Genomic DNA, 16,717 nt, shown 5'->3' on the forward strand with positions numbered 1-16,717 from the left:
AGGGGGAGTCTTGCGCAGACAAGTGAAAAGCGTGGCCGCGGCAACCGTCGCCGCTGCCGCAGCCGTCGCCCTCGCCGCGGGAATGACCAGCCCGGCGTCGGCGAAGCCCGAGCAGCATGCCCAGACCGCCGCTCCGGCGCTCACCGCCAAGCACCGCATCACCCTGATCACCGGCGACCGGGTCGCCGTCGACGGCAAGGGCCGCGTCGTCGGCCTGGACCGGGCCAAGGGGCGCGAACACATACCCTTCCAGGTCCGCAAGGCCGCCGGACACACCCTCGTCATCCCCGCCGACGCGGCCCGTCTGATCGCCACCGGCAAGCTGGACCAGCGGCTGTTCGACGTCACCGAGCTGAACAGGTCCACCACCCGCGCGTCCCAGAAGAACGGCCTGAAGGTCATCGTCGGGTACAAGGGCGGCGCCGCTGCCGCCAAGTCCGACGTCCGTGACGCGGGCACCCTGCGCCGCAGCCTCAAGGCGATCGACGCGGACGCCGTGCAGACCCCGGCCAAGGACACGCACGAGCTGTGGGACGCGGTCACCAACGGCGACAAGGCCGCCTCCGGGATCGCGCACGTCTGGCTCGACGGCGTCCGCAAGGCCAGCCTCGACAAGTCCGTGCCGCAGATCGGCGCCCCCAAGGCGTGGGCGGCCGGATACACCGGCAAGGGCGTCAAGATCGCCGTCCTCGACACGGGCGTCGACGCGACCCACCCGGACCTCAAGGACCAGGTGATCGAGTCCAAGAACTTCTCGGACGCCACGGACGCCACCGACCACTTCGGCCACGGCACGCACGTCGCGTCCATCGCGGCCGGCACCGGCGCCAAGTCCGGCGGCACGTACAAGGGCGTGGCGCCCGACGCCAAGATCCTCAACGGCAAGGTCCTCGACGACGACGGCTACGGGGACGACTCCGGCATCCTCGCCGGCATGGAGTGGGCGGCCCAGCAGGGCGCCGACGTCGTCAACCTGAGCCTGGGCGGCTACGACACCCCCGAGATCGACCCGCTCGAGGCCGAGGTCAACAAGCTCTCCACCGAGAAGGGCGTCCTGTTCGCGATCGCCGCGGGCAACGAGGGCCCCGAGACGATCGGTTCGCCCGGCAGCGCGGACGCCGCGCTCACCGTCGGCGCCGTCGACGACAAGGACAAGCTGGCCGACTTCTCCTCGACCGGCCCGCGCGCGGGCGACGGCGCCATCAAGCCGGACGTCACCGCGCCCGGCGTCGACATCACCGCCGCCGCGGCCCCGGGCAGCGTCATCGACCGGGAACTCGGCGAGAAGCCGCCCGGCTATCTGACCCTCTCCGGTACGTCGATGGCGACCCCGCACGTCGCGGGCGCCGCTGCGATCCTGAAGCAGGAGCACCCCGACTGGGGCTACGCCGAGCTGAAGGGCGCCCTGACCGGCTCCACCAAGGGCGGCGCGTACACGCCGTTCGAGCAGGGTTCGGGCCGTATCCAGGTCGACAAGGCCATCGGCCAGTCGGTCGTCGCCGACCCGGTGTCGGTGAGCTTCGGCACCCAGCAGTGGCCGCACACCGACGACACGCCGGTCACCAAGCAGCTGACGTACCGCAACCTGGGCACGAAGGACGTCACGCTCACCCTGGCCGCCACCGCCACCGACCCCAAGGGCCAGGCGGCCCCGGCGGGATTCTTCGAGCTCGGCGCGACGTCGCTGACCGTCCCGGCGGGCGGCAAGGCCTCCGTCGACCTGACCGTGAACACCAAGCTGGGCGGCACCCTCGACGGCGCCTACTCCGCCTATGTGACCGCGACGGGCGGCGGTCAGAGCGTCCGCACGGCTGCCGCGGTGCAGCGCGAGGTGCAGTCGTACGACGTCACGCTCCACGTCATCGGACGGGACGGGCAGCCGGCGAAGTACTACAACGTCGACCTGACCGGTGTCTCGGGCCTGGCAAGCGGCCGTGACCTGACGCCGTACGACCCCTCCGGCACGGTGAAGCTGCGCGCGCCCAAGGGCTCGTACATCCTCAACTCCGCGCTGTTCGTGGACCCCCTGGACGCGACCAAGGGCACCGACTGGCTCGCCCAGCCGAAGCTCAGCGTCACCAAGGCCACGACGATCACGCTGGACGCCCGCAAGGCCAAGCCGGTCGACATCACCGTGCCGGACGCGGCCGCCAAGTCGGCGTTCGCCTACCCCGAGTACGACATCGAGACGGCCGACGGCGGGTACGGCTTCGGCTGGTTCCTGGACACGTACGACAACTTCCACACCGCCCACGTCGGCCCGCAGATCACCGACGGCTCGCTGTACCAGCAGTGGGACGGCCACTGGGTCAAGGGCGACACCGACCAGTACGACACCACCGTCGGCGCCCGCGTCAATCAGCTCGCCACCGGCTACACGAGGCACTACAAGGCGAGCGAACTGGCCACGGTGAAGGCCAACATGGGCGCGGCGTCGAGCGGCAAGAAGGGCTCGGTCAGTGCGGTCGGCTGGCTGGCCGACAGCACGGGCGCCTCCTCCATCGGCGTCCAGCGGCCCCTCCCCGGCACCCGCACCCTGCACCTGTCCACGCAGGGCGGCGTGCGGTGGGGGCTGGACTTCGAGCAGGACGGCGGGGTCGACCAGGACGGCTTCCCGATCACCGAGGCGTACTACACGCTGGGCGAGCCGCAGACGTTCAAGGCCGGGCAGACGTACTCGAAGACGTTCAACACCGCGGTCTTCGGCCCGCATCTGAACACCGAGTTCGGTCTGTTCCGCCAGGACAACGAGGTCTCCGGTCTCATCCCGCTGTTCGCCGACGCCAACAAGCATGCGGGTTCGTCGCTCTTCACCAAGGTGACCACGACCCTGTACCGCAACGGCACCAAGGTCGGCTCCAACACGGACCCGCTGTTCGGCGCCGAGACCTTCAAGGTCCCCTCCGGTGACGCCGAGTACAAGCTGACCACCTCGGTGATCCGGTCGGTCAAGGTCGCGGCCGCGTCCACCCGGATCGACGCGAGCTGGACCTTCCGCTCGAAGAAACCGTCCGGCCGCGCCCCGGTCAGGCTCCCGGCGTCCACGGTCCGCTTCAACGCCAAGACCGGCCTGGACAGCCGGGTCGAGGCCGGCCGGACGGTCACCTTCCCGGTCACCGTCGAGGGCGCGGCAGCAGGCAGCAACCTGAAGTCGCTGTCGGTGTGGGTGTCGTACGACTACGGCCAGACCTGGAAGAAGATCACCGTCAAGCACGGCAAGATCACCGTGAAGAACCCGGCGAAGGGGAAGGCCATCTCCTTCCACGCCAAGATCGCCGACAAGAAGGGCAACAAGTCGACGATCTCGATCTACAACGCGTACTACGCCAAGTGAGCCGTCGACTGCCGACAGCCCAGTAGACGCACAACGAGCGGCCCGCCGGAGGAACACCTTCCGGCGGGCCGTCCCACTCCGGACCGTGTCATGCCGACGGCACCACCCGCGCCGCATCCGTCCCCCAGCTCGCCAGCAGGCGCAGCGCGTCCGCCGACGGGGAGCCCGGTTCCGCGTGATAGACGATCAGGCTCTGGTCGCTGTCGTCGGCGACCTTGAGCGTCTCGTAGTTCAGGGACAGCTCGCCGACCAGGGGGTGGTGGAGACGCTTGACGCCGTAGCTCTTCTCCTTGACGTCATGCGTCGCCCACAGCCGCCGGAAGTCCGCGCTCTTCACGGAGAGCTCCCCGACGATCGCGGACAGGCGCGGGTCGTCGGGGTAGCAGCCGGCGTCCATGCGCAGGGAGCAGACGATGTCGATCGCCTTCTGCTCCCAGTCGACGAAGAGGTCGCGGTAGTCGGGCCGCAGGAACACCAGCCGCGCCCAGTTGCGCTCCGTGACCGGCAGTTCCCCCCAGTCACCGAAGAGCGCCACCGCCATTCGGTTCCAGGCCAGGATCTCCGAGCGCCGCCCGGTGACGTACGCCGGTACGCCGTCCATCGTGTCCAGGAGCTGCCGGAGCGCCCCCCGTACCTGCTGCGTGCGCCCCGCCGCCTTCTTCTTGTGCTGCTTCGGCTTCGCGAGGTGCGTCAGATGCGCGTGCTCGGCGTCCGTGAGCCTGAGCGCCCGGGCGATCGAGTCCAGCACCTCCGCCGACACGTTCCGCCCGTTGCCCTGCTCGAGCCGCGTGTAGTAAGCCACGGACACCCCGGCCAGCTGCGCCAGCTCCTCGCGGCGCAGCCCCGGCACCCGGCGGTGCCGCCCGAAGTCCGGCAGCCCCACGTCCTCCGGCTTCAGCCGGGCCCGCCTGCTGCGCAGGAACTCGCTCAGCTCGGCACGCCGGTCCAGGGTCCCGCCGGCGGTTCCGGCCTCTATGTCCATACGTCCAGTATTCACGGTCGTACGTACAGGAACCTGACCCCGCCAGTGGTAGGACCCATGGACGTACACAGAGGTGTGGACTGGGTGAGCGGCGCCGAGTGCTGCAGGCTGGTGAAGTACCCGGTCAGAAGGCAGCCGGGCACAGAACCTCTGCTAGGAGAACCCCGGCATGACCACTGTTGCTGCGTACGCCGCGCCCGCTGCGAAGGCCCCGCTGGAGCGAACGACCATCGAACGGCGCGCGGTGGGCGAGTTCGACGTACTGATCGACGTCAAGTTCGCCGGAATCTGTCACTCCGACATCCACCAGGTCCGTGAGGGCTGGGGCAAGGCGATCTTCCCGATGGTGCCCGGTCACGAGATCGCGGGCGTCGTCTCCGAGGTCGGCCCCGGTGTCACCCGTTACGCCGTCGGCGACCGCGTGGGCGTCGGCTGCATGGTCGACTCCTGCCGTGAGTGCGACAACTGCAAGGCCGGCCTGCAGCAGTACTGCGTGAAGGGCCCGAACTGGACGTACAACAGTGTCGGCAAGGACGGGCAGCCGACCTACGGCGGCTACTCGCAGAAGATCGTCGTCGACGAGAACTATGTCGTCCGCATCCCCGAGGGCCTGTCCCTGGACGAGGCGGCGCCGCTGCTGTGCGCGGGCATCACCACGTACTCGCCGCTCAACCACTGGAACGCCGGCCCCGGCAAGAAGGTCGCCGTCGTCGGTCTCGGCGGCCTCGGCCACATGGGCGTCAAGATCGCTCATGCGCTCGGCGCCGAGGTGTCCGTGCTGTCGCAGTCCCTGCGCAAGAAGGACGACGGCCTCAAGCTGGGCGCCGACCACTACTACGCGACCAGCGACCCGCAGACCTTCGAGGACCTGAAGGGCACCTTCGACATCATCCTCAACACGGTGTCGGCACCCCTCGATTTCGACGCCTATCTGTCGCTGCTGCGCACCGACGGCGCGATGGTGAACGTGGGGATCCCCGAGGAGCCGGTCCGCATCCTGCTCTCCTCGGTGTTCGGCAACCGCCGCAGCCTGAGCAGCTCCGGCATCGGCGGCATCCCCGAGACCCAGCAGATGCTGGACTTCTGCGCCGAGCACGGGCTGGGCGCCGAGATCGAACTGATCCGCGCCGACCAGATCAACGAGGCGTACGAGCGGGTGGTGGCGAGCGACGTCCGCTACCGGTTCGTGATCGACACGGCGACGATCTGAGCGCTTTACGAAGAGGGCCCCGGTGGCTGCGTCGCTCCGCGGCCGCTGGGGGCCTTTTTCTCGCCGGAGTACGTTGGAGAGGAGGAGGACCAGGAGGACGAGGAGGTTGTAACGATGACCGTGCAGCTGAACCACACCATCGTCACCGCACACGACAAACACGCCTCGGCGGAGTTCCTCGCCGGCATCCTCGGGCTCGAACCGAGCCCGGACTTCGGCCCGTTCGTCCCCGTCGAGATACCGAACGGCGTGACTCTGGACTACATGGACACGGCCGGGAGAGTCACCCCGCAGCACTACGCCTTCCTGGTCTCCGAGACCGACTTCGACGCGATCTTCGCCCGGGTCCGGGAGGCGGGGCTGATGTTCTGGGCGGACCCGACCCACCACCGCGCCGGCGAGATCAACCGGAACGACGGGGGCCGGGGCGTGTACTTCGACGACCCCGACGGACACAACCTGGAGATCCTCACGCGGCCGTACGGCAGCGGAAGTTGAGCGCACCTGTCACATTCCCTCGCCGCCCGGCGTCGTAGCGGCAAGAGGGTCCCTGCGGAAGGGCCCCGCTCGACGAGGGAGCAGTGAACAGACTCATGACGGCAACGTCCCCCATCCTGGTCACCGGCGGTACGGGCACCCTGGGCGGCCGCGTCGTCCCGCTGCTGCGCGCGGCCGGCCACGACGTCAGGATCCTCACCCGGCACGCCCGCCCGTCGGCGGACGGCGTCGAGTACGTCACCGGTGACCTGCTGGCCGACGAGGGCGTCGCGGCGGCGACGGCCGGCACCGAGACCGTGCTGCACCTGGCGGGCGGCCCCAAGGGCGACGACGTGGCGACCCACAACCTGGTGCGGGCCGCGTCCGCCGCAGGTGTACGGCACCTGGTCTACATCTCGGTCATCGGAGCGGACCGCGTCCCACTGGCGTGGCTGCGCTCCAAGCTGGCCGCGGAGCGAGCCGTATCCGACTCGGGGATCCCATGGACGACGCTGCGGGCGGCCCAGTTCCACGACCTGGCCCTGACGATGGTCTCTAAGCTGACGAAGCTGCCGTTCCTGCCGGTCCCTGGCGGCCTGCGCCTCCAGCCGGTGGACGCGCGCGACGTCGCCGAACGGCTGGCGCAGCTGGCACTGGGCGAACCATCGGCCCTGGTCCGGGACTTGGCGGGCCCGAACGTCTACGACATCGCCGCCCTGACCGCCCCCTACCTGACCGGGCGAGGCAAGCGCCACCGCCCGACGCTCCCGGTACGCATCCCGGGGAAGGCGGGACGGGCTTACCGGGCGGGCGCGAACCTGACCCTGACCGGGCAGGACGTGGGCAAGCGGACGTGGGAGGACTTCGTGGCGGAGACGGTGGGGTGACGCCGGGGGGAGGACGGGCGGTACGGGAGATCGCCGTGCCGGCCGAAAGGACCGGGAGACGTTGGACACTGGACGGGAGCGTTAGCTGAACGGCAACCCATGCTCGCGCAAATCGCTGCCGCGCCGCGTCCACAGAGTCAGGTCACTGCTGGTCGCGACGGCGAGGGTCTGCCCGGAGGGGGAGAAACCGGCGGCGCGGACGGGTGCGGTCATGAGTGGCACCGCCTGCCTCCCCGTAGGTGATGCTCACCTTTCACAGACCGCCCGGGTGGCCGGACAGCCAGTCGGCGTGTCTGTCGCGGAGGACATTCCTCTCCCCGGGCGTGGCGAGGATGACGTCCGCGCCACCGTCGTAGGCATGGTCCCGCGGGGTCACTTCAGATCCTCATCACCCGCCAACCGGCTTACCGGGAGCCAACCCTCACCCCGGCATAACGCCCCCGACACACCGCCAGGAGCATCGATGGCGTTTGTGAACGCGGTTGATGACCCACGTCAAGCCTCGCTGACAGCCCTTTCTGCGACCGGCGCATACGGCGGGGCCGATGCTGGGAACGGCGACCGTTTGGACAGTGCGGCCCGGTGCGGCATCGGCTGCTGTCCCCTCTCACCCGATCTTGCCCCCGCACGGTGCCCTGACCTGCGCAGAGACAAAGTCGGAGGCGGCCCACGAGCACAGCGAGGCTCGGCGCAATACCGCGTCACCGGTGCTGCGGACGCCATTCGAAGAGCAGGATGGTCACGTCGTCCCGCAGTTGGTTGCGCTGGTAATCGAGGATGGCGTGGATGAGCAGCCGCAGTACCTCGGCCGGGCGCTGTCCGGCGGAGGAGGAGCGGATGATGAAGTCGGTGAACCGGTCAAGGCCGAACTCCGCATCGTCCGCGTCGCGAGCCTCCACGACACCGTCGGTGTAGAGCAGGACGCAATCGCCCGGTTCCAGGGTTGCCTCGTGGACTTGCCGGGCTGCCGGGGCGAGTGGACCAGCCAGGCCGATCGGCGGCTGTGGGGGGCTGTCCAGCGCCCGGGCGATCACCCGCTCGGCACGGATCAGCAGCGGTGGGGGGTGACCGCAATTGACCCAGCGCAGCACCCCGGTCTCGGCGTCGAGCCGACACAGCACGCCGGTACAGAAGTAGTCGGGCAGCCACTGGGCGAGCGCCTGGTCGACGGAGCCGACGACGTCGGCTAGGTCGCCACCGCCCCGGCGGGCGTTGCGCGCCGCCGCCATGGCGACCGACGTGGTCAGGCCGGCGGTCAGATCGTGACCCATGGCGTCGAGGATCATGGTGTGCAGGATGTTCTTGACCACCGAGTGGTCGAAGGCGTCGCCGGCGATGTCGTACGCCGGTTCCAGGACCGCGGTCGATACGCACCTGCTGCTGCCGATGGTGCGGGGTGGCAGGAAGGCGCGCAGCATCTCGGCGGGCAACTGCATGGTCGCCGTGCGGGTGCGGGCGGCGAGCCAGTCACTGTAGGCGCGCTTGGAGGTGATCAGCATGGCGAACAGATGGGCCAGCATCCGGCTGCGGCGCATCCGCACCCCGTCGAGCGAGGCGGTCCGCACCGCCAGCACGCCCAGCCGCTCCGCACCATCGACCAGAGGCATCCAGAGGATCAAGCCGTCGTCGGCCTCGGCCACCCGCGGGGAGACCGTGCGGTACGCCCAACCGGCCGACGAGCGGTCCACCGGCAGCGGCTCGAAAGCCTCGTCGAGTGGGATGAGCTGCTGTTGTTGCAGGTCGACGAGGTAGATCAGCGCGGCGTCCAGGCCGAGGGACGAGGCGCACCGGTTCGCCAAGGCGGGCAGTTCGACTGGTAGGGCAGTCTGCGCCTCGATGATCAGCTCTTCCAGCCGATTCTCGTCGACGGCGGTGTCAGGACCGGAGGACGCGTGCGGTGGGTCCGACACGGGGATCACCCCTTCCCTGGCCAGTTTCACACCGATCCCGTCGTCTCTCACGTCAGGCCGTGGCGAGGGCGAAAGCGACGCCAGGGCGGTCAGCTGAGGTTGGCCGGGCGCACCTCATGCACCAGCCACGTGATCAGCCGGTCCGCTACTCGGCGCGAGTCCTCGATATCGAGCGTGGAACGCGGTACCGCATGCGCTCTGCGAATCGTGCCGCCTGCAACAGCAGAGCTTCTTGCACGGGCAGTTCCAGAGGGGGGCGGGCAGCGTACGCGACAGGGTTCAGCCCGGCTCGGTCAGCCTTCGGCGCCGCAATCTCGGCCGTGGGCGGTCCGGCGGGTCCACGGGGACAGATCACTGCTTGTCGCGATGGCGAGGGTCTGCCCGGACGGTGAGAAGCCGAAGGCTCGGAGCTCGGAGTAGCTGGAGTGGAAGATGTGCCACCACCGCTCTCCGTGCGGACCGGAGTGGGGCAACCCGCCGTCACTCCCGCGTTCGTGCACCTGCTGCGTTGGCAGGTGCACGAGCAGAGGGGCATGGATGACGTCTGCGAACGCGGCGTGATGACTCACGTCAAGCCGCGTTCACAGTCCGTTCTGGTGCACCCCGTGCGCACTGTCCGGCCCGCTTCGAAAAGAGTTCGGTTTCTCGCGACGGACGCCGCCTGCCTCCTCGTAGAGCAGATGAAGGCACCACCTGTACCGCTACGCACCACCCCCCTTGGTCCGACTCGCGAACCCACGAGGTACCTGTGGCTCTCCTCTCGACACTCCGTCTTCACCGCCACCCGCGGTCGCGGGGGCGTCTCGCCGTCGGGTTGCTGGCACTCATCGCCGGAACCCTGCCGAGTGTGTCGGCCGACGCCGCCACCCCGCCCTCCGGATCGGTCAGCGACACTGCGCCCACGACCACGTGGAGCGCCGGTCCCTTCGCCGTTCCGAACGTCTCCGGCACTGCCGGGACGGTGAGCTGCGGGAATGCGCAACTCTGCGACGACTACACCCTGAAAGTGTCAGTGCCCGTGGGCTACGACGCCGGTCACAGCCTGCGCGTCGATGTCAAGTGGCCGGACTCCGCCGCCGACTTCGACCTGTACGTCCTCGACGCGGACGGCCGCGAGGTGGCCGCTTCCGCCTCTTCCAGCGACCCGGAGACCGTGCTGCTTCCGGCGGTGACGGCGTCGTACACCGTGCGCGTGGTGCCGTACGCCCCGCTCGGCGACAGCTTCACCGGCACCGCAAGCCTGGTCGCCGATCCGGCCGACCCGCCGCCGAGTACGGCGACCCCGCCGATGTACGCGAACTCCTCGGCGCCCGACAGCATCAAGGACGCGCACAACGCCGGCGAACCCTCGATCGGCGTCGACCGCGCAACCGGTGCCACGATGTTCCAGGCGTACACCTCGACGCTCAAGGTCACCTACGACGGCGCCGGCGCCGCCACCTGGCAGGACAAGAGCGCCAACGCGGGCAACGGCTGTCCCCAGGGCAGCATCACCAGCCTCGACCCGATCCTGTTCACCGACCCGACCACCCACCGCACCTTCGAGTCGCAGCTCGCCGGAAAGACCGCCCTGACCTGCTACACCGACGACGACGGCGAGACGTGGACGCCGACAGGCGGCTCGGGCATCAACTCCGGTGTGGACCACCAGACCATCGGTGGCGGCCCCTTCACCACGGGCGCGCCGGGCGCCGTCACGTCGTACCCGAACGCCGTCTACTACTGCTCCCAGGACATCGCCGACGCTTCCTGCGCGGTCAGCCGGGACGGCGGTCTGACGTACGGGCCCGCCGTTCCGATGTACTCGCTGCTGGACTGTGGCGGCCTGCACGGGCATGTGAAGGTCGCCCCGGACGGCACGGTGTACGTGCCCAACAAGGGCTGCGGCGGCAACCAGGCCGTGGCCGTGTCCGAGGACAACGGGCTGACGTGGACCGTCCGCAAGAACCCGTCCAGCACCCCCGGTGACTCCGACCCGAGCGTGGGAATCGGCGCCGGCGGGACTGCGTACATGGGCTACCAGAACAGCGACGGCACCGCGCGGATCGCCGTCAGCCACGACAAGGGCAAGACGTGGCTGTACGACCAGAACGTCGGCGCGTCCCTCGGCATCAAGAACATCGTCTTCCCCGCCGTGACCGCGGGCGACGACAACCGTGCCGCCTTCGTCTTCCTGGGCACCACGACCGGGGGCAACTACCAGGACACGGCCAACTTCAAGGGCGTCTGGCACCTGTACGTGGCCACCACCTACGACGGCGGCCAGTCCTGGGTCACCGTCGACGCCACCCCCACCGACCCGGTACAGAAGGGGTCCATCTGCACGGGCGGCACCACCTGCGGCCAGGACCGCAACCTCCTGGACTTCATCGACGTCACCCTCGACGCCCAGGGCCGCGTGCTCGCCGCCTACGCCGACGGCTGCACCGGCACCTGCGCCACCGGTGGCGCGCAGAACTACGACGCACTGGCCTCCATCGCCCGCCAGTCCTCCGGCAACACGCTGTACGGCGCGTACGACTCCGTGGTCGCCGGCAAGCACAAGATGTCCAAGGGAGGCCGCTAGGTGAAGCCATTCGCCCCGGCTGCCGTGCTGGTCGGCGCCGTCCTCGGTCTGGCGGCCGTCACCGGATGCTCGCCCGCGCCCCGGAACGCCGGGCCCTTGCGTGCGACGCCGTACACGGCCGCCTCCGCGCCCGGCGGCTGCCCCACCGCCGCCTCCGCGCCCGGCGGCTGCCCCACCGCCGCCTCACTGCCGCTTCCCAAGGACTTCCCGGCGGATCTGCCGGTGCCCGAGGGCGCGGTCGTGACCTCGGTGGAGCACCGCACCGGCGGCCGGCTGATCGTCGCCACGGTCGTACGGAGCGGCTTCGACGCCACCCTGGCCTTTCTGCACAAGCAGCTCCCCAAGGCCGGATACACCCCGAAGGACGGTGAGGTGGAGAAGGACGACGCCGAGTCGAACTTCTCCTCCACGACCGTCCGGGGCCGCTGGACGCTGCGGAAGATGCCCGACTGCGAGGGAGGGGTTTACCTGACATACCTGACGTCTGCGGTCTCCTGAACTCGGCCCGACCGAGGCCTCTTCCCGGCCGGTGGAACCGCGAGGGGCCACCTTTCGCCGCGTGCGACGTCGGCCGAAGGGTGGCCCCTCGGACTGGAAGACCGCTAACCGAACGTGCTCAGCTCCCATGGCCGAGACGAGGATGCTCGGCGTAACCGCGAGGCGAGGCGGGCGCGGGATGCGGAACAATGCGCCGGGTGATCGTGATGCAGCCCGTTCTAGAGATACGCGCACCTGACGGCTTTGACCTCTGGCCTGTCGCCGAGATCAAGTCGTTCGGCTTCCTGCCTCTCAGGGGTGAGCTCTCACCCGCTGAGGTCGGGACGGCGGTGATGCGCATCGCCAGCTGCAATGACATCGACCCCGACGGCGACCGCCCGCCTCGTCCGGCCGGGGCACTTGACTCGTTCCTTCACGGACTGCTGACATTCGACAACCTCTTCGCAGCCGGCGGCCTGCAAGTCACCGATAACTCCGCAGGCGTCACCTTCCTGCCCGGCTGCTGCGATGGACTGGAGGACTGGCGCGACTGGCACCAGTTCGTCGACGACGGCAGCCTGCTCGGATTCGGCCACGACCCTGTGTCACCGATTGCGGAGCGCTTCGGCGACACGGTCCGGCTCACGGTCAATGCCGATCAGAGCGACAGCCCAGTGATCGAGCTGTCCGTCACCGAACTCCGCCACCTGCTCACCGGAGCCGAGCGCGACCTGGTCGACTTCCTCGCGCTGGCAGCCGATTGGGCCTCCAGGCACCTGCCTGGCCACTGCGCTCCCGTCACAGCAGCCCTCGCCCGCGTTCTCGACCTTCCCGCGCCAGCTATACCGCCGGAGCTGTAGGACGGCGGGCCCGGCTCCGCAGGCCAAGCAGGCGGGGCCCGGGATTGTCATTGTGTGCGACGCGGTGAGTATGTTCGTACGTACCTGCCTGGGCGCTTCGACATGTACGCCGACACCCCATCTCTGGAAGAGCGTGCACGAACCCCGTCGTCGGCGACGGACAGGAGTCTGTCAACGCGGCTTGATGACCCATGTCCTGGTGACGGAGAAGATCGAAGTGCACGGGCGGTCGGCCAGGGCAGGACCGGGCGTGTTCCGGCCTGCCCCGTGATCCACGACCGGTTGTGGTTTCTGAGCGGGGTTCAGTTCCTCGCCTCACCGGCCAGGAAGGCGGTCAGGCTGTCGAGGAGCATGGTGCTGCCCTGCTCGGCCATGTCGCGTTCCTCGGCGGTGTCGCAGGTCTGGTGGAGCTGGATCTGCGTGTGGTGGTCGTCCTGCTCGTCGAGATCCATGGTCATGGCTACGGGCAGGGTCTTGCCGGGTACGTCCATGCCGACCACCAGCAGGCGGTTCTCTGCGACTTCAAGATAGGAGCCGGTCAGCGGGAACTGTCCGCCGTCGGGCGTGACCATCGTGGCCTTCCACGCTCCGCCCGGCCGTACGTCCATCTCGACGGAGCCGGCAGCGGCGTAAGCCCACTGTGCATACTGCTCGGGGGTGGTCCACGCCCGCCACACCTTCACCGCGGGGGCGTCAAGCGTTCGGGTCAGCTTGTAGGAGAAGCCGTTGGCCGGCGTGGTCTGCTCGGTGCTCATGCTTCGTCTCCTCGTGTCATGCCTGGTCGGGACTGTCTCACCTGTAGACGCCCGCGGGCGCGGAGACTCATCGGTCATGGTGGTTGCTTGTCGGCGAGAAACTGTGAGGTGCCCGGTCGACCCCGTGCGTCACGGCGCGTAGTAGGCGGCGTACCGGGCGAAGTGTTCCTCGGCGGAGAAGTCCTCGAAGTCGCCGGCCGCTTCGCAGCGGATCAGCCGTTGCAGCGCCGCTTCGGCTTCGGGCAGACGCCGGCTCGACAGGAATGCCTTGGTCCTGACCAGTCCACTTCCGCACAGCAACTGGATGTCGATCGAGCAATCCGCGTCCATGCTGGCGGACTTGGCCTGCCAGATGAGCAGTACATCATCGAGGGAGCCGGCGTTGAAGAGTTGCACGCAACACAGCTTCATAAGCTCGGTGTCGCCGTCACCCTGCGCACGTTTCTCCAGCCGGGTCTGTGCGGTGAGCAGACCTCGTACTTCTTCGAGGTTCGCGCCTGCGGGGTGCAGGCCGTATCGGTGCAGGCTCTCGTCTTCGTCCATCGCCATGTTTTCTCAGTGTGAGCGGAGGCAGGTCCTCCCCGACCAAGCCGCGTGGCATCAGCCGGACCAGACACGCAGTCTGGTTCGGTCAGTGCTCGGCGCTGCTGGAGTGACCTTGGCCCGTCCTGCGTGTCCAGAGTGAAATGTCGCTGCTCGTCGCGACGGCGATGGTCTGCCCGGAGGGCGAGAAGCCGGCTGCCCGGAATTCGGAGTAGTTCGAGTGGAAGATGTGCCACCACCGCTCGCCGTGAGGACCGGAGTGAGGCAGCCCGCCGTCGCGGGCGAGCAGGACCTGATCATTCGGCCACGCCGGGGTGACGACCTCCAGAAGCCAACCGTCTGCGGTGGTGGTGCGGAGTCCTCCGCCGAAGAGCCCCGCTATGTGTACCCGGCTTCCGGTGATCGGCCCCAGGCCGGGGCAGGACAAGTCCGGCGTGCTGTCGGGAGTTTCGTCCTCAGGGTCAGGTTCGCGGTCCCTGGCGATCTTCTCCCCGGTGACGGCGTCGAAGAGGCCGTGACCGTCGTGTGAGACGACCATCACCAGATCGCGGCGGTCCTCGGGATGCGACGCGAAGCCGATTCCGAGGAGCCCGCCGACGGGGACAAAGGCGACGGGTTGCCAGGGTTCGGGTGCAGGCACAACGGGGGCTGCGAGGAGCCGTTCCCGCATCGCCTGTTGGTACGCGGAGAGCTTTGGCTCAAGACCTGGCCACTCGACCGGAGCTGCCTTCTTCGTCGACTTCGTCACGACCCCATGATCCGCGCTTCGGCACGCTTGCCCAACGGAGTTGCTGCGTGACTGCGTTCAGGCACGCTTCCTCGCAGGCTGTGAACGCGGCTTGATGATCCATGTCATTCGGTCCCGTTTCCCAGCAGCGGGGAAACGGCCCCGGCGAACCGCGGGCAGGCCGATCTCCGGGGCGTACGCCTGGTAGACGGTGATCGTGGATGCCGTGTGGAGCGCACGGATCCCGCGTTGCGGTTCTTCCGTGCCGTACAGGGTGAGGCCACCGACTCCCGTCGGCCATCGATTTTCGACTGTGTCAGGGGCGGCGCGCTCACGTCTCGGCGGGCGCAGTCGCATTTGGTTTCAAGCGATACCGTATCGAATGAATGGACGGCTGTAGTGTGGCCTCATGACCGCCGACGTTCCTGACCGAACCACCGCCCCGCGCGCGACCGACCGCCTCGGGGACGAATCGCCTTTCGCTCTCGGTCTGCTGCTGCGCCGGGCGCACTGGCGTGCGGCCGCGGTGATGGGGGAGGCGCTTCGGCCGCTCGGTATCGAGTTGCGGCATTTCGCGGTGCTGATCGTGCTGGTCAACCACGGGCCCACGGTGCAGCGGGACCTGGCGACGGCGACGGGGACGGACAAGGCCGGAATCATGCGGGTCGTGGACGACCTGGAGCGCAAGGGGCTGGCCGTACGCAAGAACGTTCCGGGGGACCGGCGGGCCCGGGCGGTGGAGATCACGCCTCAGGGGCTCGAGCTCTTCGATGCGGCCCATGTGGCGGCCGAGCCGCTGGCCGAGATTCTCGTTGCCGAACTGGCGCCCGGCGAGCCCGAGAAGCTGGCGGATCTGCTGACCAGGTTCGCCTACCCCGCAGACGGCGAGGCGTAAGCGCGCCCGCGCACTGGTTGCCTGCCGCGTGGGCGCGTCTCGTCTTCGCGCAGCTTTCGGACCCGCTCATGAGGGCTGCGGCCGTCGTCGCGGCGCCGCGGGTCTGACTGTCGGCGGCGGTCAGGGCTTCGATCAGGGAATCGTCGCCCATGGGGGGGTCGGGCGGCCGGCACGGCCCGGCGCACCGTGCGCGTGGACCGGTGGTGTGTTCTTCGCCCTCGCCCGCATCGCCGTGGTGTCGATGGGCGGCCCACCGGCAGGGTGAACGCCCCCGCCGCCCCAGAGCCGGGCCACCAGCCCCCGGCAGAGGCCGCGGGCAGACAGGACGGCGAGTGAGGGTCGTCCTGGGCCCAGGCCTCACGCGGCGTCCATGGCCCGGGAGCTACGCGGCGAGGCGCTCCGCGAGTTCCTTGGCCTTGGTGGTCGCGTCCTCGAAGGCGCGCTCGCGGGAGGCCTCGTAGAGGGGGATCAGTTCGGACATGGCCGGGTTGCGGGGGGCCATGGTGAGTTCCGGGACGATGAAGTCGAGGTCCAGGCCGAGGGTGCCCTTGAGAACGGCTTCCAGGTAGTTCTGTACGAACTCGTAGCCCTCGCGCGGGGTGCCCGGCGCGTAGGAGCCGCCGCGGCTGGCGACGACTACGACCGGGGTGCCCTGGGCGGAGGGTGTCTCGCCCGCAGTGCGGCCGGGCAGGAGCACGCTGTCCAGCCACGCCTTGAGGGTCGACGGGACCGAGTAGTTGTACATGGGAGCGCCGATCAGGACGGTGTCCGCCTGCTCCAGCTCTTCGATGAGTTTCACGCGCGCCGCGAACGCGGCGGACTGCTCCGGGGTGCGCTCGGACGGAGCGGCGTACCCGGCGGACCAGGCGTCGGCCGTGATGTGCGGGACGGGGTCGGCGGCGAGGTCGCGGTAGATCACCGTGCCCTCCGGGTGCTGCTCCTCCCAGGCCCTGCGGAAGGCGGCTGTGACCGAACGGGACGAGGACGCCTCGCCGGGGAACACAGACGAGTCGATGTGCAGCAGTGTGGCCACGGACTTTCTCCAAGGTGCCGGGCCCGAGGCGGGGGACCTGGGGCTGAGGATTCATGCTCGG

The 16,717-nt window shown here is 69.2% G+C and carries 16 protein-coding genes and 2 pseudogenes; 8 read left to right on the top strand and 10 right to left on the bottom strand.

Translation table 11 applies throughout. From position 1 onward, the window contains the following. Nucleotides 1-22: 22 nt before the first annotated feature. Nucleotides 23-3,334 carry a S8 family serine peptidase gene (locus tag ACFYXB_RS02625; protein ID WP_389576981.1) on the top strand — a complete coding sequence of 1,104 codons (3,312 nt, stop codon included), beginning with the start codon at nt 23-25 and terminating at the stop codon, nt 3,332-3,334. A gap of 88 nt (nt 3,335-3,422) precedes the next feature. Here ACFYXB_RS02625 and ACFYXB_RS02630 read toward each other — a convergent pair whose 3' ends face one another. Next, nucleotides 3,423-4,316 carry a helix-turn-helix domain-containing protein gene (locus tag ACFYXB_RS02630; protein ID WP_389576983.1) on the bottom strand — a complete coding sequence of 298 codons (894 nt, stop codon included), beginning with the start codon at nt 4,314-4,316 and terminating at the stop codon, nt 3,423-3,425. A 169-nt stretch (nt 4,317-4,485) separates the two neighbouring features. Here ACFYXB_RS02630 and ACFYXB_RS02635 point away from each other — a divergent pair, with 169 nt between their 5' ends. From ACFYXB_RS02635 to ACFYXB_RS02645, 3 genes are all read left to right on the top strand, one after another. Beyond that, nucleotides 4,486-5,526 (top strand): NAD(P)-dependent alcohol dehydrogenase, encoded by a 1,041-nt coding sequence (locus ACFYXB_RS02635; protein WP_389576985.1) that lies wholly within the window; start codon nt 4,486-4,488, stop codon nt 5,524-5,526. Between the two features lie 114 nt (nt 5,527-5,640). Beyond that, complete coding sequence (locus tag ACFYXB_RS02640; RefSeq protein WP_351351899.1) at nt 5,641-6,024, top strand: VOC family protein; 384 nt, start codon at nt 5,641-5,643, stop codon at nt 6,022-6,024. Between the two features lie 95 nt (nt 6,025-6,119). After that, complete coding sequence (locus ACFYXB_RS02645) at nt 6,120-6,890, top strand: SDR family oxidoreductase (RefSeq protein ID WP_389576987.1); 771 nt, start codon at nt 6,120-6,122, stop codon at nt 6,888-6,890. Between the two features lie 81 nt (nt 6,891-6,971). On the opposite strand, the gene ACFYXB_RS02650 is transcribed toward ACFYXB_RS02645, so the two are convergent. The 4 genes and pseudogenes from ACFYXB_RS02650 to ACFYXB_RS02665 form a co-directional block, all read right to left on the bottom strand. Continuing rightward, the gene (locus ACFYXB_RS02650; RefSeq protein WP_389577466.1) at nt 6,972-7,103 is read right to left on the bottom strand and encodes a hypothetical protein; all 132 of its coding nucleotides are present in this window, start codon (nt 7,101-7,103) and stop codon (nt 6,972-6,974) included. Between the two features lie 40 nt (nt 7,104-7,143). Continuing rightward, on the bottom strand, nt 7,144-7,266 hold the full coding sequence (locus tag ACFYXB_RS02655) for a hypothetical protein (RefSeq protein ID WP_389576989.1): 123 nt from the start codon (nt 7,264-7,266) through the stop codon (nt 7,144-7,146). 325 nt (nt 7,267-7,591) lie between these two features. After that, nucleotides 7,592-8,809: a PP2C family protein-serine/threonine phosphatase gene (locus tag ACFYXB_RS02660; protein WP_389576991.1), complete on the bottom strand. Its 1,218-nt coding sequence runs from the start codon at nt 8,807-8,809 to the stop codon at nt 7,592-7,594. Between the two features lie 284 nt (nt 8,810-9,093). After that, nucleotides 9,094-9,282 (bottom strand): annotated as a pseudogene (locus tag ACFYXB_RS02665) (hypothetical protein); the annotation flags it as partial. 524 nt (nt 9,283-9,806) lie between these two features. Here ACFYXB_RS02665 and ACFYXB_RS02670 point away from each other — a divergent pair. The 3 genes from ACFYXB_RS02670 (at nt 9,807) to ACFYXB_RS02680 (ending at nt 12,703) form a co-directional block, all read left to right on the top strand. Beyond that, nucleotides 9,807-11,366: a sialidase family protein gene (locus ACFYXB_RS02670; protein WP_389576993.1), complete on the top strand. Its 1,560-nt coding sequence runs from the start codon at nt 9,807-9,809 to the stop codon at nt 11,364-11,366. Continuing rightward, on the top strand, nt 11,367-11,864 hold the full coding sequence (locus ACFYXB_RS02675) for a hypothetical protein (RefSeq protein ID WP_389576995.1): 498 nt from the start codon (nt 11,367-11,369) through the stop codon (nt 11,862-11,864). A 197-nt stretch (nt 11,865-12,061) separates the two neighbouring features. Beyond that, a complete protein-coding gene (locus tag ACFYXB_RS02680; RefSeq protein WP_389576997.1) occupies nt 12,062-12,703 on the top strand; it encodes a hypothetical protein in 642 nt (213 codons plus the stop codon). Between the two features lie 302 nt (nt 12,704-13,005). Here the strand turns inward: ACFYXB_RS02680 and ACFYXB_RS02685 are convergent, their stop codons facing one another. From ACFYXB_RS02685 to ACFYXB_RS02700, 4 genes and pseudogenes are all read right to left on the bottom strand, one after another. Then, a complete protein-coding gene (locus tag ACFYXB_RS02685) occupies nt 13,006-13,458 on the bottom strand; it encodes an SRPBCC domain-containing protein (protein ID WP_389576999.1) in 453 nt (150 codons plus the stop codon). Between the two features lie 129 nt (nt 13,459-13,587). Next, a complete protein-coding gene (locus tag ACFYXB_RS02690; protein WP_389577001.1) occupies nt 13,588-14,007 on the bottom strand; it encodes a hypothetical protein in 420 nt (139 codons plus the stop codon). 82 nt (nt 14,008-14,089) lie between these two features. Continuing rightward, nucleotides 14,090-14,749 carry a hypothetical protein gene (locus tag ACFYXB_RS02695; RefSeq protein WP_389577003.1) on the bottom strand — a complete coding sequence of 220 codons (660 nt, stop codon included), beginning with the start codon at nt 14,747-14,749 and terminating at the stop codon, nt 14,090-14,092. Nucleotides 14,750-14,845: 96 nt separating this feature from the next. After that, nucleotides 14,846-15,085: pseudogene (locus ACFYXB_RS02700) on the bottom strand (DUF4291 family protein); the annotation flags it as partial. Between the two features lie 52 nt (nt 15,086-15,137). Between ACFYXB_RS02700 and ACFYXB_RS02705 the strand changes: the two are divergent. Continuing rightward, entirely contained in the window at nt 15,138-15,623 is a 486-nt protein-coding gene (locus tag ACFYXB_RS02705; RefSeq protein WP_351366144.1) for a MarR family transcriptional regulator, read from the top strand. A 382-nt stretch (nt 15,624-16,005) separates the two neighbouring features. On the opposite strand, the gene ACFYXB_RS02710 is transcribed toward ACFYXB_RS02705, so the two are convergent. Continuing rightward, entirely contained in the window at nt 16,006-16,656 is a 651-nt protein-coding gene (locus ACFYXB_RS02710; RefSeq protein ID WP_388509242.1) for an FMN-dependent NADH-azoreductase, read from the bottom strand. Between the last annotated feature and the right edge of the window lie 61 nt (nt 16,657-16,717).

The organism is Streptomyces sp. NPDC002619, assembly GCF_042889305.1.
Taxonomy (GTDB): Bacteria; Actinomycetota; Actinomycetes; order Streptomycetales; family Streptomycetaceae; genus Streptomyces.